The organism is Streptomyces sp. NPDC101165 (assembly GCF_044768135.1).
Lineage (GTDB): Bacteria > Actinomycetota > Actinomycetes > Streptomycetales > Streptomycetaceae > Streptomyces.
Window position 1 is genome coordinate 212,539 of record NZ_JBIWPG010000013.1, and the last position, 19,696, is coordinate 232,234.

At 72.0% G+C, this 19,696-nt stretch carries 18 protein-coding genes; 13 read left to right on the forward strand and 5 right to left on the reverse strand.

From position 1 onward, the window contains the following. Window positions 1-86: 86 nt before the first annotated feature. On the forward strand, window positions 87-3,386 hold the full coding sequence (locus ACIRVH_RS28065) for a CHAT domain-containing protein (RefSeq protein ID WP_403958459.1): 3,300 nt from the start codon (window positions 87-89) through the stop codon (window positions 3,384-3,386). Here the strand turns inward: ACIRVH_RS28065 and ACIRVH_RS28070 are convergent. Further along, entirely contained in the window at window positions 3,313-4,101 is a 789-nt protein-coding gene (locus ACIRVH_RS28070; protein ID WP_403958462.1) for a PP2C family protein-serine/threonine phosphatase, read from the reverse strand. The two genes, ACIRVH_RS28065 and ACIRVH_RS28070, sit on opposite strands and share 74 nt — an antisense overlap. Window positions 4,102-4,187: 86 nt before the next feature. On the opposite strand from ACIRVH_RS28070, the gene ACIRVH_RS28075 reads away from it, so the two are divergent. The 3 genes from ACIRVH_RS28075 to ACIRVH_RS28085 all read left to right on the forward strand — a co-directional run bounded on the left by ACIRVH_RS28075 (window position 4,188) and on the right by ACIRVH_RS28085 (window position 6,724). Continuing rightward, entirely contained in the window at window positions 4,188-4,547 is a 360-nt protein-coding gene (locus ACIRVH_RS28075; RefSeq protein ID WP_403958465.1) for a DUF6204 family protein, read from the forward strand. 61 nt (window positions 4,548-4,608) lie between these two features. Beyond that, window positions 4,609-5,049: a MarR family winged helix-turn-helix transcriptional regulator gene (locus ACIRVH_RS28080; RefSeq protein WP_403958466.1), complete on the forward strand. Its 441-nt coding sequence runs from the start codon at window positions 4,609-4,611 to the stop codon at window positions 5,047-5,049. Between the two features lie 244 nt (window positions 5,050-5,293). Then, window positions 5,294-6,724 (forward strand): hypothetical protein, encoded by a 1,431-nt coding sequence (locus ACIRVH_RS28085; protein WP_403958469.1) that lies wholly within the window; start codon window positions 5,294-5,296, stop codon window positions 6,722-6,724. 3 nt (window positions 6,725-6,727) lie between these two features. Here the strand turns inward: ACIRVH_RS28085 and ACIRVH_RS28090 are convergent, their stop codons facing one another. Then, entirely contained in the window at window positions 6,728-7,135 is a 408-nt protein-coding gene (locus ACIRVH_RS28090) for a MazG nucleotide pyrophosphohydrolase domain-containing protein (RefSeq protein ID WP_403958472.1), read from the reverse strand. Between the two features lie 106 nt (window positions 7,136-7,241). Here ACIRVH_RS28090 and ACIRVH_RS28095 point away from each other — a divergent pair, with 106 nt between their 5' ends. After that, complete coding sequence (locus ACIRVH_RS28095) at window positions 7,242-8,240, forward strand: TAXI family TRAP transporter solute-binding subunit (protein WP_403958474.1); 999 nt, start codon at window positions 7,242-7,244, stop codon at window positions 8,238-8,240. Window positions 8,241-8,294: 54 nt separating this feature from the next. On the opposite strand, the gene ACIRVH_RS28100 is transcribed toward ACIRVH_RS28095, so the two are convergent. Beyond that, complete coding sequence (locus ACIRVH_RS28100) at window positions 8,295-9,701, reverse strand: ATP-binding protein (RefSeq protein WP_403958477.1); 1,407 nt, start codon at window positions 9,699-9,701, stop codon at window positions 8,295-8,297. Window positions 9,702-9,710: 9 nt separating this feature from the next. After that, window positions 9,711-10,397, reverse strand: a complete 687-nt coding sequence (locus ACIRVH_RS28105) for a response regulator transcription factor (RefSeq protein ID WP_403958584.1) — start codon at window positions 10,395-10,397, stop codon at window positions 9,711-9,713. A 295-nt stretch (window positions 10,398-10,692) separates the two neighbouring features. Here ACIRVH_RS28105 and ACIRVH_RS28110 point away from each other — a divergent pair, with 295 nt between their 5' ends. The 8 genes from ACIRVH_RS28110 (at window position 10,693) to ACIRVH_RS28145 (ending at window position 17,011) form a co-directional block, all read left to right on the forward strand. Next, window positions 10,693-11,469 carry an amino acid ABC transporter ATP-binding protein gene (locus ACIRVH_RS28110; RefSeq protein ID WP_403958480.1) on the forward strand — a complete coding sequence of 259 codons (777 nt, stop codon included), beginning with the start codon at window positions 10,693-10,695 and terminating at the stop codon, window positions 11,467-11,469. Between the two features lie 86 nt (window positions 11,470-11,555). Further along, window positions 11,556-12,392, forward strand: coding sequence for a glutamate ABC transporter substrate-binding protein (locus ACIRVH_RS28115; protein WP_403958483.1), 837 nt, complete (start codon window positions 11,556-11,558; stop codon window positions 12,390-12,392). 75 nt (window positions 12,393-12,467) lie between these two features. Then, on the forward strand, window positions 12,468-13,133 hold the full coding sequence (locus ACIRVH_RS28120) for an amino acid ABC transporter permease (protein WP_403958486.1): 666 nt from the start codon (window positions 12,468-12,470) through the stop codon (window positions 13,131-13,133). After that, complete coding sequence (locus ACIRVH_RS28125) at window positions 13,130-14,023, forward strand: amino acid ABC transporter permease (protein ID WP_403958489.1); 894 nt, start codon at window positions 13,130-13,132, stop codon at window positions 14,021-14,023. The genes ACIRVH_RS28120 and ACIRVH_RS28125 overlap by 4 nt, the downstream gene beginning before the upstream one ends. A 177-nt stretch (window positions 14,024-14,200) precedes the next feature. After that, window positions 14,201-15,820, forward strand: coding sequence for an FAD-dependent monooxygenase (locus tag ACIRVH_RS28130; protein ID WP_403958491.1), 1,620 nt, complete (start codon window positions 14,201-14,203; stop codon window positions 15,818-15,820). 116 nt (window positions 15,821-15,936) lie between these two features. Continuing rightward, on the forward strand, window positions 15,937-15,984 hold the full coding sequence (locus ACIRVH_RS28135; protein ID WP_309506048.1) for a hypothetical protein: 48 nt from the start codon (window positions 15,937-15,939) through the stop codon (window positions 15,982-15,984). 71 nt (window positions 15,985-16,055) lie between these two features. After that, window positions 16,056-16,601: a cysteine dioxygenase gene (locus ACIRVH_RS28140; RefSeq protein WP_403958495.1), complete on the forward strand. Its 546-nt coding sequence runs from the start codon at window positions 16,056-16,058 to the stop codon at window positions 16,599-16,601. Beyond that, a complete protein-coding gene (locus tag ACIRVH_RS28145; protein WP_403958498.1) occupies window positions 16,598-17,011 on the forward strand; it encodes a rhodanese-like domain-containing protein in 414 nt (137 codons plus the stop codon). The genes ACIRVH_RS28140 and ACIRVH_RS28145 overlap by 4 nt, the downstream gene beginning before the upstream one ends. Before the next feature lie 42 nt (window positions 17,012-17,053). On the opposite strand, the gene ACIRVH_RS28150 is transcribed toward ACIRVH_RS28145, so the two are convergent. Continuing rightward, complete coding sequence (locus ACIRVH_RS28150) at window positions 17,054-19,582, reverse strand: ABC transporter permease (RefSeq protein WP_403958501.1); 2,529 nt, start codon at window positions 19,580-19,582, stop codon at window positions 17,054-17,056. Window positions 19,583-19,696: the final 114 nt, after the last annotated feature.

Below are 19,696 nucleotides of genomic sequence, written 5' to 3' on the forward strand. Positions count from 1 at the left end.
TGGGGGAGTTGCGGCCCAGACGGCGGTGGAGGAGCCGCCTCGGGGTATTCATGGGCCACGGGACGAGGTGAGCGGACGGGGGAACGGTGAGCGACGAGGAGAGCGGCGGCGTCCAGGGGCTGCGGGCCTGGGTGACCGATGCGACCGAGCGGGTGGCCGAGTTGATCAGCCGGGTGGGATCCGGGTCGGTGTCCTCCGCGGAGTTCGACGGCCCGGTCGCCGAACTCCGCGCACTGCGCGACCTCTTGGACCATGACCGCCCCCTGCTCGCCGTGGTCTCCGTACGGCTCGGCGCCCTGCTCACCATGCGGCACGGGGCCGGGCTCGGCACGCCGGAGGACCGCGAGCGGGCCCACCGTCTGCTGAGCGAGGTACGGGATCCGGCGACGGCGGCCGGGGAGGCGGCGACCGCGGAGGACAGACGGTGGGCGGCGCTGCTCCTGCTGATGGTGCAGGGTCCCTCCGCGACCCCGGACTTCTGGTCCGTCTTCGACCAGGCCCGGCAGACGAAGCCCGACGAAGGGCCCGCCCTGGCCACAGAGCTCCTGGCACTGGCCGAGGAGGCCGACCAGTTACCGGTTCCCCCGGAGATACGGGGACAGTTGGACCGGATGCGCGACGTGTTGTCCCACATGGTGCGAACCGACCTCTCCGAGCCGGAGACGCTGCTGGACATGCTGCCCGAGGGGTTTCCGTTCACCGATGAACTGCGTACGACGCTGTACGCGACGGCCGACCTGCCCGACTCACCGCCGGCCCGGCCCACCGGCTCCGACTCGGACAGCGGGGCCGACACCACGGCCGCCACCGCGGGGCTCGCCGCGATGCTCGGCCTCTCCGAGGCCGTGCGCACCGGGGACCCGGAGGCTCTCAGCCGTCTCCTGCACCGGATGGGCACGGACCTGGACCGGCTGCCGGAGGGCCATGACCGGGCAGCCGAGATCCAGAACATGATGCGTCTCGTGCTGCAGGCGGGCCAGCCGCTCGGCGGAAGCCACCTGGACGCGTCCGTCGCCCGCGACCACATGCATCCGGTGAACGACCACTACGAGCAGGTGTCGGCCTCCGATCCGGCAGCCGCCGAACTCGCCCTCGCGGGGCGGGCGATGGCCTTGCTCGCCAAGGCGCGCGAGGCGATGGAGGCCGAGTCCGACCAGGAGCTGGCGAAGCTGGTGGGCGAGCTGGAGTCCCTGGAGCGGGCCACCCCCGCCGACCACTCCCTCCACTCGGTGGTGCTGATCGCGCTCGGCAACGCGCTGGCCATGCTCGGCGCGCGCACCGGCGACCGTGCGCTGCTCGTCCGGGGTCTCACTCATCAGGAGACGGCGCTGGCCGACACGTCCCTCGAACGTCTCGGCGCTCTCGGGGCGGTGTTCACGTCGCTCAAGGACGGCCTGCGGACGGCCCGGGCCATCGTGGACGAGGCCCCCGACCTGATGCCCGAGCACACCCCCGCGCCGACGGACGCCCCCGCCTACTCCCTCTACCTCTCCGCGATGACGGCCAGTGTGCGGTACTCCGCCACCCGGGATCCGGCCGACCTGAACGTGGCCATCGGCGAACTGGAGCAGGTCCGCGAGCGAGTCCGCCGGGGCCAGTCTCCCCACATCGCCGCCCACGCCCTCTGGACGCTCGCGGAGGACTACCGCGAGCGCCTGTCGCACACCCAGGACCCGGCGGACCGGGAGGCCGCCACGGACGCGGCGATGGAGTCCCTGCACGCGCTCGCCGGGGACGTCGTCCTGCAGACCGGCCCCGACCACGGGCTGCGGGCCGCCCGGTCCGGAGCCGACCGCGGGATGCGGGCCGCCATCTGGGCGGCGTCCGAGGGCCGGGTCGAGGAGGCCGTGGCGGCGCTCGAACTCGGCCGCGCGCTGGTGCTGCGGGCGGCGTCCACCTCGCGGGCCGTTCCCGAGCTGCTGGAGGCGCGCGGGCACCGGGAACTCGCGCAGGCATGGCGGGACGCGAGCGTCGACGGCGCCGGGCAGGCCGATGCGCTCCCCCGCGAGCTGCCCAGCTCCCTGCGCCGCCGGGCCCTGGAGGCCCTCGGCCACCTGGCGCCGGGCGGCACGTTGTTCGACACGCCCACGGTGGACGAGCTGCGGGCGGGGGTCGCGCAGGGCGACGCGGACGCGCTGGTGTACCTCATCGCAGGCGAGGGCACCCTGCCCGGCATGGGGATCGTGGTGGGCCCCGACACCGGCACCGGAGTACGGGCGCTGCCGCTGCTGTCCCGCGAGCGGAGCGGCCCACTGGAGCGCTACCTCGACGCGGCCGCGCGGCGCCAGCGAAGTCCCGGTTCCGCCACTGCCGCGCAGTCCTGGGAGGAGGCCCTCTCGGAGCTGTGCGACTGGGCGACGGACGCGGTCATCGCCCCTCTCATGACCGGCATCGCCGAACGGCTCCAGGCCAACGAGAACCGGCGCAGGGACCGGCCCGGACCGCCGCGGATCGTGCTGGTGCCGTGCGGCCGCCTCGGCATCGTCCCCTGGCACGCGGCCCGCCTGCCGGCCGAGGCGCCCCGGGACCACGTCTGCCAGATCATGGTGATCAGCTACGCGGCGTCCGGCCGCCAGTTCCTCGACGCGGTGCGGCGCGCCCGGCCCACCCCGGCCGCCGACCCGGTTCTGGTGGCGGACCCCACGCTGACCCTGACGCACGCGGAGCTGGAGGTGACGGCGCTCCACCGGGCGTTCTACCCGCAGGCGCGGCTGTACGGCGACCTGTACGAGCCGCCCGTCGAGCCGGCAGCGCCCGGCACCCCGGACGACCTTCTCGACGTGCTCGCCGGCAGCCCGTCCCTGCTCCACGTGGCCTGCCACGGCTCGGCCGGCACCAGCCCGACGGAGTCCGCGCTCCAACTGGCGCACCCCGGCGGCCCGGTGGACCCGCCACCGGACGGGCCGGGACGGCCGGATCCCGGAAGGCTGACCGTGGCCCGTCTGCTCGACCGCCCGTCGGTCGAACAGGACGCCGCCGAGGGGCCGTTGGTCGTGCTGAGTGCCTGCGAGACGGACCTGAGCAACCGGGACCACGACGAGGCGCTCACGCTGACGACCGCCTTCCTGGCGGGCGGCGCGCGCGATGTGGTGGGGTCGCGGTGGGCCACCGAGGACTCCGCCTCGGCCCTGATGATGGCCGTCTTCCACCACTACCTGTCCGTCGAGGGCCACAGCCCGGTCGACGCCCTCTGGTGTGCCCAGAACTGGATGCTCGACCCCGATCGCCGCGCCCCGAGGGCGCTCGGCGGCAGCCTTCGCGACGAGCTGGCCAAGGGACCGCGGCTGGACCACCCGGCGGCCTGGGCCGCCTTCATCCACCAGGGCCATCCCGGTCCGGGCCGGGACTGGGCTGCTCGTCCACGACGCGCGCGACCGCCAGCGTGATGTTGTCGGGGCCGCCCGCCGCGATGGCGGCCTTCCACAGCTCGAAGGCCGCCCGGTTGTCCTCCCGCTCCCGCATGACGTCGTCCAGGACCTCCGGCGGCACCGGGTCGGTCAGCCCGTCGGTGCAGATGAGGTAGCGGTCGCCGGGCGTCCGGGGCGCGGTCGCCACGTGGGGGCGGATGGGGCGGTAGCCGGGGCTGCCGCCGAGGCACTGGGTGACGAGGGAGGTGGTGCGCTGCCCGGGTTCGAGGGGTGGGCTGTCGTCGACGCTCAGCTGGCGCAGGCCGTCCTCGGAGGCGGCGAGGACCCGGCTGTCGCCCACGTTGAACACCATGAGCGAGCCGGGCTGTACGACGATGCCGGCGATCGTCGTCCCCATGGCGGCCAGCTCGCTCGCCTCGTCGCCGCCTGCGGCCAGGTAGACCGCGCGGTTGCAGGCGCTGAGGGCGTCGCGGACGGCGTCCTCGCCGCTCAGGGAGGAGCCGACGGACGCGATCCGGCGGACGGCCAGCGCGCTGGCCACGTCACCGCCGGGATGCCCGCCGAGTCCGTCCGCGACGGCGATGACCAGGGGCGTCCCGAGCGGGAAGTACAGGGTCTGCGGGCTCTCGGTCACGGTGGCGCACAGGGTCCACGGGCCTACCACGAGACTGTCCTCGTTCCGCTCGCGGAGCAGCCCGGGATGGCTCAGCGCGGTCACAGTCACGTACGGCATGGAACGCCACCGCCTTCCCTCCAAAGTCTAGTTTCGTGCCGGAAACCAGGTGGAGGCGTATCGCCCGCTGTGCCTAAGGTCGCGCAATGAGTACCCGAACCTTCCGTATCACCGTCCGTGGCACCTTCGACGGGCTCGGCGAGGCCCAGCGGGCCGAACTGCTCGCCGACGCCGCCCGGCACGACGTGCTGCACGCCGCCTACACGCCCGAGGGGCACCTCAGTTACGACATCGCCGCCCGGCCCGCCTTCGTCTTCCGCTTCTCGGACACCGGGGAGGAAGAGGAGGACATCCTTGAGGCGACCGAGCGGGCCGAGGAGGCGGCGAAGGCGTGGCTGACGGAGCGCGGCTACGGCTTCAAGAACCTCCGGTCCAGCGCGGAGGACCTCTCCCAGGCACCCTTGGGAAAGCGGCAGCGACGTGCCGCGCGTTCCAGCGGCACATAAACTTGAGTAGTCAAGGAGATGGCAATCAACAGGAAGGCAGCGAGCGGGATGCCGGTGAGTGATGAGTGACGCCCTGGACGCCTCGCTGCGGCTGGTGCGGGCGCAGACGGCGCTCGTGCGGCGCTTCGACGCCCGGCTCGGCGGGCTGCACGGGGTGAGCCTGGCCGACTTCACGCTGCTGCTGCGCCTGGGGCAGGCGCCCGGCGGCCGGATGCGCCGGGTCGATCTGGCCGAGGCGCTGGGGCTGACCGCCTCCGGCGTGACCCGCGGGCTGGCTCCCCTGGAGCGGATCGGGCTGGTGACCCGCGAGCCGGACGCCCGTGACGCGCGCGTGGCCTACGCGTCGCTGACCGGGACCGGCCGGGAGCGGCTGACGGAGATGCTGGCCACGGCCGAGGAGGCGGCCGCCGAGATCTTCTCCGGTCCCGCCTGGAGCAAGGAGGACATCGCCCTGCTCTCCGGCCTGCTGACCCGGCTCGGCGGCACGGGGCTCACGGGCTGACCTCCGCCCTGCGGGAGGGTGCGGGTCGGCGGACCCGCACCCTGGCCGGGATCCGGCCATCGCACGGCCTGAACTCGCCGTGTGCCAGGTCACGTTGGGATGTGGCCGAATTGTGCGCGGTCTGTGCGCGCAGCCATGGCATGCTCATGGCTCACCACCGAGTTACCGGCCGGTTCTACCCATAGGTAGCCGGCCGCCGGTGCTGCCCTTTTTCACCACCCCCCACTTCACCCCAGGACCGACCTTGCGCAGACGCACGAGGCACCGCCGTGCCCTCCTGCCCGCCTTCGCCGTGACCGCCCTCTTCCTCGCCGCCGGCTGCTCCTCGCCCTCGCCGCACGCCGCACCACCTGCGGCAGGCCAGAGCCAGGACGTCCGGGCCGGCGACGGCCCCACCGGCGACACCGGCCACTCGCTCACCGTCGCGGCGGCCCCCGCCGCCACCGCGACCGCCACGGCCGGTACCTCCGGCACCGACCGGCGGGCACACAAGACCGCGCTCACCGTCAGCTCGTACGACAGCCGGACCCGACGCGCCGTCATCTCCAAGGCACCGGCGAGGAGCGGGACTTCACCGTCCCCCACGAGCCCCTCGCCCACCTCCTCGGCGGCGCCGCACCGGGCCGCCGTGGGTGACGTCATCGCCAGCGCCCCGGCGCCCGGGGCCCCGCACGGCCTGCTCGCCAAGGTCACCAAGGTGATCGGCGAGAGCGACCGGGGCACCGAGGTGCAGACCGAACCGGCGGCGCTCAACGCGCTGCTCGGCGACGACACGGCCAAGGGCACCGTGCCGGTCGACCCGTCGTCCTTCGCCGTCGACAAGCTGCTGCCCGACGTCAAGGTCTCCTGGTCCAAGACCGGTGACGTGCACGTCGGCCCCAAGGGCGGAACCGTGCCGCTCGGCAGCCTCCGGCTCGACGTCGGCGCCAAGGTGCAGACGGCCGAGGGCGCCCCGGTGTCGGCCGGTGCCTCGGTGTCCGGCTTCGTCCAGGTGGCCCCGCAGGTCGACTTCAGCTACGGCGGCACCGGGACCGACGCGGCGCCCGGCTCGGCCTACCTCGGCGTCTCCGGCGACTGGACCTCCGGGTGGGCCGTGAAGGGCCGGGCCGCCGCGACCACCGGCACCCCGCTGCGGATCCCGTTCGCCAAGCTGCACGCCGACCCCGTTCTGCAGGTCGGCCCGGTCCCCGTCGTCGTCAACCTCGACCTGACCTGCTACTTCCAGATCAGCGCCGACGGACACGTGACCGTCGACGTCGAGCAGAGCCTCAAGGGCGACTTCAAGGCGGGCGGCACCTTCGGGGTGGGCAAGGGGTGGACGCCGGTCAGCTCGTCGGACATGAAGAGCACGCCCGTCCGGGCCTCCCTGAGCACCGCCGGAAGCGTGCAGACGGCCCTCGGCGCCGAGGCGACCGTCGGCCTCTACGGCACCGTCGGCGTCTCCGCCGACCTGGCTCCGTACCTGCGCGGCGAGGCCTCCGGGACCGTCACCGCCTCCTCCGACAAGCCCGAGGTGAAGGCCGAGGGCACCTGGGCGGTGTACGGCGGCGTCGACCTGTCGGGCACCCTGCGCATCCAGCTCTCCATCTTCGGCACGCCGGTGCTGCAGCGGAGCGTTCCGCTGGGCTCCCTGCACCGCGAGTGGAAGCTGGCGGGCGGCTCCCTGTCGTCGTAGACGTCAGGCTGCGCCGCCGGGTGTCCAGCCCTGGCGGCGCAGCACGGCCGACACGTCCGGCGCCCGGTAGTGCTCGCCCTTGAGGACCTTGCCGTCGGAGCGGCGGGCGACCTGGCCGTCAGGGCCCAGCTTGCTCATGTTGGCGCGGTGGATCTCGCCGATCACCTCGTCGAGATCGATCCCGTGCACCAGCGCGGTGCCGTACGCCACGTACACCACGTCCGCCAGTTCGTGCGCGAGCCTGTCCAGCGGGCCCTCGACCGACACCTCGGCGACCTCAGCGGCCTCCTCGGCGAGCAGTTCCCCGCGGTGCGCGGCCAGTTCGGGTCCCACCTCCGTCGGCGTGGGGCGGGCATCGAGGCCGAAGGCGCGGTGGAACTCACGGACGAGACGGGCGGGCGAAGAGCTCATACGGCGACTCTAACGGCCGCCACCGACACTCCCCCCGCGCCTCCCGAGGGCCCGGAGTGACCCCGGCCCTGGTCAGCTCCGCGCACGGCCTGGCAGGATCGCCCGCATGTCCAAGGTGTTCCCCCTTATCAGCAGGCGCCGGGCGCTCCAGGGCGCGACCGTCGGCGTCGTGGCCCTCGGGCTGCTGCTGTGGTGGCTGCTGCCGCTGGGCGAGACCCCGCCGAGCGGGACGATCGTCTTCAGCACCGGCACACCCCGCGGGGTCTACCAGGAGTACGGCGAGCGGCTGCGCACCGAGCTGGCCAGGGACATGCCCGGGCTGCAGGTGAAGCTGCTGAACAGCGCCGGCTCACAGGAGAACGTCGAGCGGGTGGCGACCGGGAAGGCCGACTTCACGATCGCGGCGGCCGACGCGGTGGAGACGTACGAGCTGCAGCACCGCAGCGGCGCGGACCGGCTGCGCGGTGTGGCCCGGCTCTACGACGACTACGTGCAGCTGATCGTCCCGAGTGACTCGACGGTGGACAGCGTCGCGGACCTGCGGCACAAGCGGGTGGCCACCGGGCTGCCCGACTCCGGGGTGCGGCTGATCGCGAACCGGGTGCTCAGGGCCGCGGGCATCGACCCGCACAAGGACATCACGCCGATGTCGGAGGGCATAGACACCGGGCCGGACCGGTTGCGGCACGGCAAGATCGACGCCTTCTTCTGGTCGGGCGGGCTGCCCACCAAGGGGCTGGTCGAGCTGGCCAGGAAGTTCTCCTTCCGGTTCGTACCGATCGACGGCGACCTCGTCACCAAGCTGCACGCCGGCGGGGACGCCGCCCGCTACTACCGGGCCACCAACATGCCCGAGACGGCGTACTCGTCCGTGCAGCACGGCACCGCGGTGCCGACGATCGCGGTGTCCAACGTGCTGATGACCCGCAAGGACATGGATCCCCGGCTGACCGAGTGGCTGACCCGCACGGTGATCAAGAGCCGCGACGGGATCGGCGCCCATGTCCACTCGGCCCAGCTCGTCGACCTTCGTACGGCGATCTACACCGACCCACTGCCTCTGCAGGAGGGCGCCCGGCGGTACTACCGGTCGATGAAGCCCTAGCCGGTCAGGGCCTGGTCGTACGGGCCTGGCCGTGAGGCCCTGTTCGGTGAGGCCTCAGAGGCCGTCCGGGTTCCTCGGCACCGCCACGGTCACCCGGAGCCCCCGCGGCTCGTGGCGCGCGTAGGTGATCGAGCCGCCGCCCGCCGCGAGCAGGGCGCGGCTGATGGACAATCCCAGGCCCGAGCCCTTGACGTTCTGGTGGCGGCCGCTGCGCCAGAAGCGGTCGCCCACGCGCGCGATCTCCTCGTCGGTGAGGCCGGGCCCGGTGTCGGTGACCACGACCGTCGAGGTGTCCCCGTTGGAGGCGACCACGATCTCGACCGTGCCTCCCTCGGGGGTGAACTTCACGGCGTTGTCGATCACCGCGTCCAGCGCACTGGAGAGGGTGATCGAGTCGGCCCAGGCAGTGATGGGCGGGCAGTCGCCGACCAGCCGGACGCCCTTGGCTGCGGCGGCCGGTGACCAGGCGGCCACCCGCTCCCCGGCCAGGGCTCCGACGTCGGTCAGCCTGAGGTCGGCCTCGGCGTGCTCGGCCAGCGCCAGGTCGAGCAGGTCGTCCAGGACCTGCGCGAGGCGCTTGCCCTCGGTGCGGACCGAAGCGATCTCCTCGTTGCCCTGCGGGAGTTCCAGGGCGAGCAGCTCGATGCGCAGCAGCAGCGCCGAGAGCGGGTTGCGCAGCTGGTGCGAGGCGTCCGCGACGAAGGCACGCTGCTGCTCCAGCACGTCCTCGACGTTGTCCGCCATCTCGTTGAACGACCGGGCCAGCCGTCTGAGTTCCGGCGGCCCGCCCGCGACCGCCACCCGGGACTTGAGGCGCCCGGTGGCGATGTCATGGGTGGTGGCGTCCAGGACCCGTACCGGCCGGAGCACCCAGCCGGTCAGCCGCAGCGCGGCACCCACGGCGAGCAGCATCGCGGCGATCTCGCCGGCCCCGATGAACAGCCAGCCGCGCAGGATCCGCGAACGCATCTGCCCGGTGGGCGAGTCGGTGACGACGACCGCCACGACGTCCCCGTCCCGGATCACCGGCGAGGCGACGATCAGCCGGCTGCGCTGCCAGGGCCACACCTGCCGGGGGTCGTGGCTGCGGCGGCTCAGCAGCGCCTCGCCGAAAGCCTCCCGGACCTCCCCCGTCTGCGGGACGATCCAGTCGTCCGGGGCGTTGGCCATGACTGAGCCGTTGCCGTAGAAGACGCCCACGCGGATGCCGTAGACGCCGTAGTAGCTGTCCAGTTCGCGGCGGAGCGTCTCCTGCCGCTCGTCCGGGACGGCACGGCGGGATCCGCTCGGCGCATCGGTGACGAACTGCGCGAGCGCGGCGAAGCGTGCGGTGTCGTCGATCCGGTCGACGACCACCTTCTGCTGCTGGGCCGCGGCCACGCTGATGGCGAGCGGGAGGCCCAGCGCGAGGAGTACGGCCGCCATCAGGACGATGAGCAGCGGCAGGAGCCGTGTGCGCACTCGGGCCCGCTAGGCGGCCGGCGCGACGAGCCGGTAGCCGACCCCGCGTACGGTCTCGATCAGCGCGGGCATGCGCAGCTTGGCGCGCAGGGAGGCGACGTGCACCTCCAGGGTGCGGCCGGTGCCCTCCCAGCTGGTGCGCCAGACCTCGCTGATGATCTGCTCCCGCCGGAAGACGACGCCCGGCCGCTGGGCGAGCAGCGCGAGCAGATCGAACTCCTTGCGGGTCAGCTGGATCACCGAACCGTCCACGCTGACCTGGCGGTTGGGCAGTTCGATGAGGACGGAACCCAGACGCAGCGAGGTCTCGGCGCCCGGTGCCGCGTCCTCGTGGGCGGTGCGCCGGCTGACCGCGTGAATCCGGGCGAGCAGTTCCCCGGTGTCGTACGGCTTCACCACGTAGTCGTCGGCGCCCAGGTTGAGCCCGTGGATGCGGGAGCGGACGTCGGAGCGCGCGGTGACCATGATCACCGGGGTGCTGGTGCGCTTGCGGATCTTGCCGCAGACCTCGTAGCCGTCCTGGTCGGGCAGGCCCAGGTCGAGCAGGACCACGCCGAATCCGGCGCCCTCGGGGACGAGTGCCTGGAGGGCCTCCTCGCCGCTGCGCGCGTGGGTGACGTCGAATCCGTGCCGCGCGAGGACCGCGGACAGCGCGGCCGCGACATGGTTGTCGTCCTCGACGAGCAGCAGTCTCATCCCGGCCCCCTCCGGTTCAGCGGTCATACGGTCACGGTTCTCGTTCGGCTTGTAGATCGCGCGCACGCGTGCGTGCACCATGGAAGTCACGCCGATGGAGAAGGACGGCGTCAAGAGGGTTCCGGTTGCCTGCCGCTTCCGTTATCCCCCCGATATGCGCACGGGTCTCAAGTGCTACGACACGTGTCCGATTGCTATCGGATCGTGATGCTCAGATTCCCCTCAGATGTGATGACGCTGGTCACCGGCCATCACTACTGTCCACCGAAACCGAGGAGGACGGAGCCTGAGAGCGATGACCAAAGTATCGGCGGCCAAGGAAGACGTGGCCGCGTCCGGCGAACTGGTCGTCCTGAAGAGCGTCAACAAGCACTTCGGCGCGTTGCACGTACTCCAGGACATCGACCTGACGATCGCCCGCGGTGAGGTCGTCGTGGTCATCGGGCCCTCCGGGTCCGGAAAGTCGACCCTGTGCCGCACCATCAACCGCCTGGAGACGATCGACTCGGGCACCATCACGATCGACGGGAAGCCGCTGCCCCACGAGGGCAGGGAACTGGCCCGGCTGCGCGCCGACGTCGGGATGGTCTTCCAGTCCTTCAACCTCTTCGCGCACAAGACCGTGCTCGAGAACGTGATGCTCGGGCAGGTCAAGGTCCGCAAGGCGGACAAGAAGCAGGCCGCGGAGAAGGCCCGCGCCCTGCTCGACCGCGTCGGTGTCGGCGCCCAGGCCGACAAGTACCCGGCCCAGCTGTCCGGCGGCCAGCAGCAGCGCGTCGCCATCGCCCGGGCGCTGGCGATGGACCCGAAGGTCATGCTCTTCGACGAGCCGACCTCGGCCCTCGACCCCGAGATGATCAACGAGGTCCTCGAGGTCATGCAACAGCTCGCCCGGGAGGGCATGACCATGATCGTCGTCACCCACGAGATGGGTTTCGCACGATCGGCTGCAAACCGGGTGGTCTTCATGGCGGACGGCCGCATCGTCGAAGAGGCTGCGCCCGACCAGTTCTTCAGCAATCCGCGCAGTGACCGGGCCAAGGACTTCCTCTCGAAGATCCTGCACCACTGACGGCACCGAGCCCATGCGCCCCGGACGACCCCGGGGCCACCCGTCCCTCACGGACCGCGTACCTCACCACTCAAAGGATGTTCACGATGAAGCTCCGCAAGGTCACCGCCGCCTCGGCCGTCGTACTCGCCCTCACCGTGTCCGCCACCGCGTGCGGCGGCGACAAGAAGGACGACAACGGCTCCTCCGGCGGCGGCAAGAAGATCACCGTCGGCATCAAGTTCGACCAGCCCGGCATCGGCCAGAAGACCCCGCAGGGCTACGCGGGCTTCGACGTCGACGTGGCGACCTACGTGGCCGGCAAGCTCGGCTACAAGCCCGACCAGATCGAGTGGAAGGAGTCGAAGAGCGCCGACCGCGAGACCATGCTGCAGCGCGGTGACGTCGACTTCATCGCGGCCTCCTACTCGATCACCCCGGAGCGTCAGCAGAAGGTCGACTTCGCCGGCCCGTACCTGCTGGCCCACCAGGACGTGCTGATCCGCGCGGACGACAACACCATCAAGTCGCCGGCGGACCTGAACAAGAAGAAGCTGTGCTCGGTGACCGGCTCGACGTCGGCGCAGAACGTCAAGGACAAGCTGGCTCCCAAGGCGCAGCTCCAGCAGTACCCGACGTACTCGGCCTGTCTGACCGGTCTGCAGAGCAAGGCGATCGACGCCCTGACCACGGACGACTCGATCCTCGCCGGCTACGCCGCCCAGTCCCAGTTCAAGGGCAAGTTCAAGCTCGGCGGCTTCAAGATGACCAACGAGAACTACGGCATCGGCGTCAAGAAGGGCAGCGACCTCAAGGCCAAGATCAACAAGGCCCTGGAGGAGATGGTGTCCGACGGTTCCTGGCAGAAGGCCGTGGACAAGAACTTCGGCCCGGCCGGCTACAAGAACGAGCCCGCTCCGAAGATCGGCGACATCAAGAGCTGAGGCAACGCCCGACGGGTGCGCCGCTCCTGACGGCGGCGCGCCCGGGCATCCCTACACGCGGAAGCGCGGGAGATCGTGTTCGACTTTCTTGACAAGTACGACGTGCTGGGCGCGTTCTGGACGACAGTGCAGCTCACGCTGCTGTCGGCCGTGGGCTCCCTGATCTGGGGCACTCTGCTGGCCGGCATGCGGGTGGGCCCGGTGCCGCTGATGCGCGGTTTCGGCACCGCCTACGTGAACATCGTGCGGAACATCCCGCTCACGGTGATCATCCTGTTCGCCTCGCTCGGCCTGAAGGACACGCTGAACATCACCCTGGGGTCGGACCAGGTCGACACGAGCAGCTTCCGGCTGGCGGTGCTCGGGCTGACCGTCTACACGTCGGCCTTCGTCTGCGAAGCGATCCGCGCCGGCATCAACACGGTTCCGGTCGGCCAGGCAGAGGCGGCCCGGGCCATCGGCCTGAGCTTCACGCAGGTGCTGGGCCTGATCGTGCTGCCGCAGGCCTTCCGCGCGGCCGTCGGCCCGCTGACCAACGTGCTGATCGCGCTGACGAAGAACACGACTGTGGCGGCCGCGATCGGCGTGGCGGAAGCGGCACTCCTGATGAAGGAGATGGTGGAGAACGAGGCGCAGCTGCTGCTGATCTCCGCGATCATCGCCTTCGGGTTCTGCTGTCTGACCCTGCCGACCGGTCTGATCCTCGGCTGGGTGGGCAAGAAGGTGGCGGTGAAGCGATGAGTTCGGTCTTGTACGACGCCCAGGGCCCCCAGGCCAAGCGGCGCAACATCCTCTACACGGCGGGCTTCCTCGTCGTCCTCGCGGCCGTCCTGTGGTGGGTGTACAAGGGGCTCGACGACAAGGGCCAGTTGGAGTGGGTGCTCTGGAAGCCGTTCTTCAGCGGCACCGAGGCCTACTCGACCTACATCTGGCCGGGTCTGCAGAACACCCTGAAGGCTGCGGCCCTGTCCATGGTCATCGCGCTCCCGCTCGGCGCCGTGCTCGGCATCGCCCGCCTCTCGGACCACGTATGGATACGTGTCCCGGCCGCGATGGTCGTGGAGTTCTTCCGCGCGATCCCGGTGCTGGTCCTGATGATCTTCGGGCTCGCCCTGTTCGCCCAGTACACCAACGTCCCCTCCGACGACCGTCCGTTCTACGCAGTCGTGACCGGTCTGGTGCTGTACAACGCTTCGGTGCTGGCGGAGATCGTCCGCGCGGGCATCCTCGCCCTGCCGAAGGGCCAGTCCGAGGCGGCCATGGCGATCGGTATGCGCAAGAACCAGGTGATGCGGCTCATCCTGCTGCCGCAGTCGGTCACGGCGATGCTTCCGGCGATCGTCAGCCAGCTCGTCGTGATCGTGAAGGACACAGCGCTCGGCGGCGCGGTCCTCACCTTCCCCGAACTGCTCGCCTCGGCCAACACGATGAGCGGCTACTACGGCGCCAACATCATCGCGTCCCTCACCATCGTGTCCGCGATCTACGTGATCATCAACTTCTCCCTGACCTCGTTCGCGAGCTGGCTGGAGGGACGGCTGCGGCGGCGCAAGAAGTCGAGCGGCGCGGTGCTCGGTGTCGACGACACCGTCAACATCGCGGGTGCGGCGGGCACGGGAACCGCGGCCTGACGTCAGGTCGAACCCGAATGCGTCACCCAGAGGCAGTGGCATGATCGCCACTGCCTCTGGTCACTTGACGCAAACTCTGCCAATGGGTTGCATACGTTCTGTGATCGTGCACCCCGCTCCACCTTCCTGTTCCTCCATGTCCGTCAGGGCACCGCTGCGGACAGGGGGCGCCGCACCGTGGACCCGGTGATCATCGTCGGAGCGGGCCCCGTGGGGCTCACGCTCGCCCTGGCGCTGGCCCGTCACGAGGTGCCCTCCGTCGTCCTCGACGAGGGCCCCGGCAAGGACGAACCACGCCCGGCGCGCACCGTCGTGCTGCGCGAGGACACGGCCGCCCTGCTGGAGCGGCTGACCGGAGTCGCGTTCGACGACCACGGCGTGAGATGGACCGGATGGCGGTCGGTCAGGCGCCGGCAGGTGCTGAACGAGATCACCTTCGACGAGGATGATCCCGCGGCCCCGCTGCACCTCGCCCAGCACGTCCTCACGGGTACCCTGCGTGCGGCCGTGGCGCACGAGCCACTGGTCGAGATCGCCGCGGACAGCCGGCTCGACTCGATCGAGCAGGAGCGTTCCGGCATCTCCGCCCACACCCGCGGCCCCAAGGGCACCTGGTGGCGGGGCAGTTACCTGGTCGGCTGCGACGGCCCCCGCTCGACCGTGCGCAAGCTGCAGGACATCCGCTTTCCGGGCCGCACGGCCGTCGAGCGGCACGCGGTCGCGGCCCTGCACGTGGAACTTCCGTGGGAGGGCCAGGCGTTGCTCCACCGGATGCCGCCGTGGCGGTCGTCCGGGCCCTCGGCCGGGGAGGTGACCGCCCGCCCCCTCCCCGACGGCGTGTGGCGTCTGGACTGGCTGCTGCCGGGCAAGGACCTGGTCACCCCCGACATCCTGGTGGCCCGGATCCGCGAGACCCTCGCGGGCTGGACGGACGGCACCACACCGGCGTACGACCTCCTCGACACCGGTGTCCACACGGTGCACCACCGGCTGGCCCGGCGCTGGCGGGCCGGCCGGGTCTTCCTCGCCGGGGACGCGGCCCATCTGCTCGGCGCGCTCGGCACTCAGGGGCTCGACGAGGGTCTCAGGGACGCCGACAACCTGGCCTGGAAGCTGGCCCCGGCCTGGCACCACGGGCACCACGAGGCACTGCTCGACAGCTACCAGGCCGAGCGGCGCGCGGTGGTCGCCGCCCGGCTGCGCGCCGCCGACCAGCTGCTGCCGGTGCTGCGCGGCGGAGGCGGGCTGCGGCACTACGTCCCCGGCGCCGCCCGGGGCCATGACGCGCTGCTCACGGACGGTCATCTGGGGCGCGGCCCGGTGGGTGCGCCGGGAGGGTACGCCGACTCGCCGCTGACGCCCAGGCACCTGGAGGGGGAGATCCAGGTCGACACCCCGTTCGGCTCACCGGTCGCCGATGTGCGGGTCACCGCGGAGGACGGTTCCTTCGTACAGCTGCGCGACCGGCTGGGCCGTGGCGCGCTGCTCGTCGTGCTGATCGCACCGGGCACGGGCGTGTGGGACCGCAAGCACTGGGTGTCCGCCGGGGTCATGCCCCGCCTCGCCGCCGCGGTGACGGCGCTTCCGCACCCGGCCGAACTGCTGGTCGCCGAGGACTACCCGGGTGCGCCGGCGCACAGCGTGCTGCTCGTGCGCCCCGACGGCCACCTGGTCACCGCACTGAACGGGGTGCGTCCGGCCGACCTGTACGCGGCGGCCGAGGCAACCCTCGGCGGCGCCGTGCAGGAGGAGACGGAGGAGAAGGAGGAGGCGGAGGCCGGCTCCGGCGCGCGCTGACCGTGCGCCCGGTCACCCTCTGTCCACATGGTGACGGTGAGTTGACCGGGGTGCAGCAGCGTGCTGTACTCCGGATCGTGACCGACACCTGTGTGCGCCTGTGGCGGAGGGTCCATATGGACCTCGTCCGCTATGCGGGCTGCGTGTGTCGCCCGTCCTGCTGAATTCGCTCCCCCCTCCTTTCTCCGGGCGCCGTTGTGCGCCCGTTCGGCGAACCTTCTTCAGGACGGTGCACGTGTCCCTATCCCCCTCCGTCTCCCCCGCTGCCGCCGGCGGTGCCGCCGGCTCGGCGCCGACCCGGACGGACCTCCTCGACTTCGCGCGGCGCACGGCCGCCGACACCGAGCTGATCGCCTCGCTGCCGCTCGACCCGGAGGGCCGCACCTGGGTGCGCCTCGAAGGCCCCGGCGGCAGCGAGGCCTGGCTGATCGGCTGGCCGCCCGGCAGCGGCACCGGCTGGCACGACCACGCCGACTCGGTCGGCGCCTTCGTCACCGCGGCCGGTGCACTCAAGGAGTACTCGCTGGCCGCGAGGCTGCCCACCGACGGCTGGAAGACCCTGGAACTCACCGAGGGCGTCGACCGCGAGCGCCGACTGCCCGCCGGCCAGGGCCGCTCCTTCGGCCGCCACCACGTGCACGAGGTGCTGAACGAGTCCCCGGACCGGCATGCGGTCTCCGTCCACGCCTACTACCCGCCGCTGCCGCGGATCCGTCGCTACAGTCGCACGGGTCAGGTGCTGCGCCTGGAGCAGGTCGAGCGCCCGGAGGACTGGCAGTGAGCGACGTTACGGAGATAGGGCCGGTCGGCATCGACGACCTGCTGGAGCGGGTCCGCGCGGGCTACCAGCGCATCGAGGCACGGAAGGCGCACGAGGCGGCAGGCCGCGGTGAGGCCCTGCTGGTCGACATCCGGTACGCGGCCCTGCGTGAGCGGGACGGGGTGATTCCCGGCGCGCTCGTCATCGAGCGCAACGAACTGGAGTGGCGGCTCGACCCCCGAGGCAGCCACCGGGTCCCCGAGGCCACCGGCCACGGCCTGCGCGTCGTCGTCATCTGCAACGAGGGTTACGCCTCCAGCCTGGCAGCCGCCTCCCTCCACCAGCTGGGCCTGCACCGGGCGACGGACCTGGTGGGCGGCTTCCAGGAGTGGCGGACGCAGGGGCTGCCGGTGGAGCCGGTGACCGGCTGACCCGGGCTCGGCGGGGCCGCGGCCAGGGCCTGTCCCTCCTCCTCACTCCTTCGCCGTGGCCACCGTCACCGCCGGGACGCGCAGCGCCGCGCGTCCCGGAAGGGCGCTGGAGACGAGCGCGAGCAGGGCGGCGACCGCGACCACGCCGACGTAGAGCAGGGGTGTGACCGTGGGGGCCGCCCGGCCGGTCATGCCGACGCTGAACGCGGTGAGTACGGCGAGCGCGATGCCACTGCCGAGCGCGGTGGCGAGGAGCAGCACGGACAGTACCTCGGTGCGCAGCACGCGCAGCACCTGACGGCGGGTCGCTCCGGCGAGGCGGAGCAGGGCGAACTCCCGGACACGCTCAGCGACCGACATGGCGAGGGTGTTGACGACCGCGATGGCGGTGAAGGCCAGCACGAGCCCCATGGCCAGGTAGTTGACCTCGGCGTTCGCCTGCTGCCGGTCGGCCTGGAGGGAATCCGCGGCGGCCGGCGAGAGAACCCGCAAACCCGGGAACTCACGCAGCGTAGTCGCGAGTTGTGTCTGTGTACGGGTCGTGCCGACCAGGACGGAGGAGGCGAGCGGGTTGTCGATGTGGCGGGCCACGAGGTCGTGGGCGAAGGTGAGGTCGCCGAAGCCGAGACCCCGGTCGTAGACGGCGGCGACGGTGAGCGTGGCGGGCGTGCCGTCGCCGAGCGTGAGCTTCAGCGTGCTTCCGGGCTTCAAGTGGTGCTGGTCCGCGGCCAGTTCACTGACGGCGACGGTGCCGGGGGCGAGATCGCGGAGGGAGCCGGCGGTGACCTTCGGGTCCCAGGTGCGGGTCAGACCGGTCGGCGTGACGCCCTGGGCCGGGTACTTGTCGAGGCCGATGCGGACGGTCGTGCGGACCACCTCGGTGACGGTGTCGTGCTGCGCACGCAGCAGCCGTGCGGCCTCGCCCGGAACGCCGGGACCCTGGGCGGCGACGACCCAGTCGGCCGTGACACCCTCGCGCGCCTGGCTCCGGGCGGCGTCGCCGAGAGTCGACTGGACGAACAGGACGGTGCAGGTCATGCCGATGAGCAGGGTGAGGGGGGTGACGACGGAGGCCATCCGGGTGGCGTTGCCGCGCAGGTTGGCGGTGGCGAGGCGGCCGCCGTGGCCGGTGAGCCGCAGGGGACCGGCCAGCAGCAGCGCGGCCGCCTTGACCAGCAGCGGGCCGAGCAGGGCCACGGAGGTGGACAGGACGACGACGGCGAGGAAGGTGACGGGAGTCGAGGCGGGCTCGGTGCGCAGAGAGCTGAGGACGGCGACGAGGACGACCCCGCCGGCGAGGAGCAGCAGACCGGCGGCGATACGCCCCCAGGCCGGGCGGGTGCGCTCGGTCCTGGCCTCCGCCAGGGCTTCCGCCGGGCGGATCCCGGCGATCCTGCGGGAGGCGATCCGGGCCGCCGCCCAGGCACCGAGCAGGGTGGCGGCGAGGGCGGCGAGCGGCGGGAAGACGCTGACGGTGTGCTGGAGCGTGACGGGTACGGCGCCCAGGGCGACGAACCTGGAGTGCAGCCAGTCGCCCAGCGGCAGCCCGAGCAGGGCGCCGGCGCTGCCCGCCGCCGCGCCGACGATCAGTGCCTCCCGGCCCAGCAGCGTGCGGATCTGTCCGGGCGTGGCGGCGATGGCGCGGAGCAGGGCGAGTTCGCGGTGGCGCTGCTGGACGGAGAGCGCGAAGGTGCCGACGACCACGAGCACCGCCACCAGCAGCGAGGTGCCGCCCATCGCGCCGCCCATGCTCACCAGCCGGGTGCGGGCGGCGGCCGCGTCCAGGAACTCGACGGGCCCGCGGGCGTCGCCGGCGCTGACCTGCGCGGTGGTGCCGTGCAGTGCCCGCACCACGGCCTGCCGCACCGTCTCCGGGTCGGCGCCCTTGGCCGGGAGCACGCCGAACGCGGTGACCTGCCCGGGGTGCGCGGCCAGTCGCTCGGCCTCCGCCGTGGCGAAGAACAGTGACGTCTGGTGGCGAACGGCGGTGGCCGGTGTGGCGATACCGGTGATCCGGTAGCTGCGCGGGGACTGCGTCGACTGCACGGTGAGGCGGTCGCCGGGGTGGAGGCGGGCGCGTGCCGCGAGGTCGTCGTCGATGACGAGGTCGCCGACGGCCTTGGGCGCGCTGCCCGCGGTCAGCCGGTACGGCGTCAGCCCCGCGGAGTCCCAGGCATGCCCGTAGGCGGTACGGCCGCCGGTGCCGGCCGGAGTCAACGGCTGTGCGAGGAAGGTCAGTTCGGGGACCACACGGGCTACGCCGGGGGTGCGGGCGAGAGTGTCGCCCAGGTCCGCCGAGAGCCAGGCGCGTTCGGCGACGGGTTTCGCCTTGTGCTTGACCTTGGTCTTGCCCTTCTTGTGCTTCACGGTGGTCTGGTGGACGTACTGGTCGGCGGAGACCACGACGGGAGCGGCGGCATAGCGCTCGGTGCGGATCGTGCCGCGCAGGCCGGTGTCGAGGAGGGTGCCGCAGGCGGTGATCAGAGCGGCCGCGCACATCAGGGCGAGGAAGGCGCCGAGAAAGCCCGCCTTTCGGGCGCGGACGGTCTGGAGGGCGTAACGCAGCATCATCGCGGCCTCGTCTTCTGCTGTGCGACTCGGGGGTCCGTGCGCCGGCCGGCCTCGGCGTGGGCCGTGGTCCGGGGCATGGATACACACTCGCGCGTGCACGGGTCCGGAAGCACT

Bases quoted from the DNA above. Each gene is read 5' to 3' on its own strand.
- ACIRVH_RS28070 (WP_403958462.1), bottom strand. From the start codon at position 4,101: ATGCCGTACGTGACTGTGACCGCGCTGAGCCATCCCGGGCTGCTCCGC.
- ACIRVH_RS28075 (WP_403958465.1), top strand. From the start codon at position 4,188: ATGAGTACCCGAACCTTCCGTATCACCGTCCGTGGCACCTTCGACGGG.
- ACIRVH_RS28080 (WP_403958466.1), top strand. From the start codon at position 4,609: ATGAGTGACGCCCTGGACGCCTCGCTGCGGCTGGTGCGGGCGCAGACG.
- ACIRVH_RS28090 (WP_403958472.1), bottom strand. From the start codon at position 7,135: ATGAGCTCTTCGCCCGCCCGTCTCGTCCGTGAGTTCCACCGCGCCTTC.
- ACIRVH_RS28095 (WP_403958474.1), top strand. From the start codon at position 7,242: ATGTCCAAGGTGTTCCCCCTTATCAGCAGGCGCCGGGCGCTCCAGGGC.
- ACIRVH_RS28105 (WP_403958584.1), bottom strand. From the start codon at position 10,397: ATGAGACTGCTGCTCGTCGAGGACGACAACCATGTCGCGGCCGCGCTG.
- ACIRVH_RS28110 (WP_403958480.1), top strand. From the start codon at position 10,693: ATGACCAAAGTATCGGCGGCCAAGGAAGACGTGGCCGCGTCCGGCGAA.
- ACIRVH_RS28115 (WP_403958483.1), top strand. From the start codon at position 11,556: ATGAAGCTCCGCAAGGTCACCGCCGCCTCGGCCGTCGTACTCGCCCTC.
- ACIRVH_RS28125 (WP_403958489.1), top strand. From the start codon at position 13,130: ATGAGTTCGGTCTTGTACGACGCCCAGGGCCCCCAGGCCAAGCGGCGC.
- ACIRVH_RS28150 (WP_403958501.1), bottom strand. From the start codon at position 19,582: ATGATGCTGCGTTACGCCCTCCAGACCGTCCGCGCCCGAAAGGCGGGC.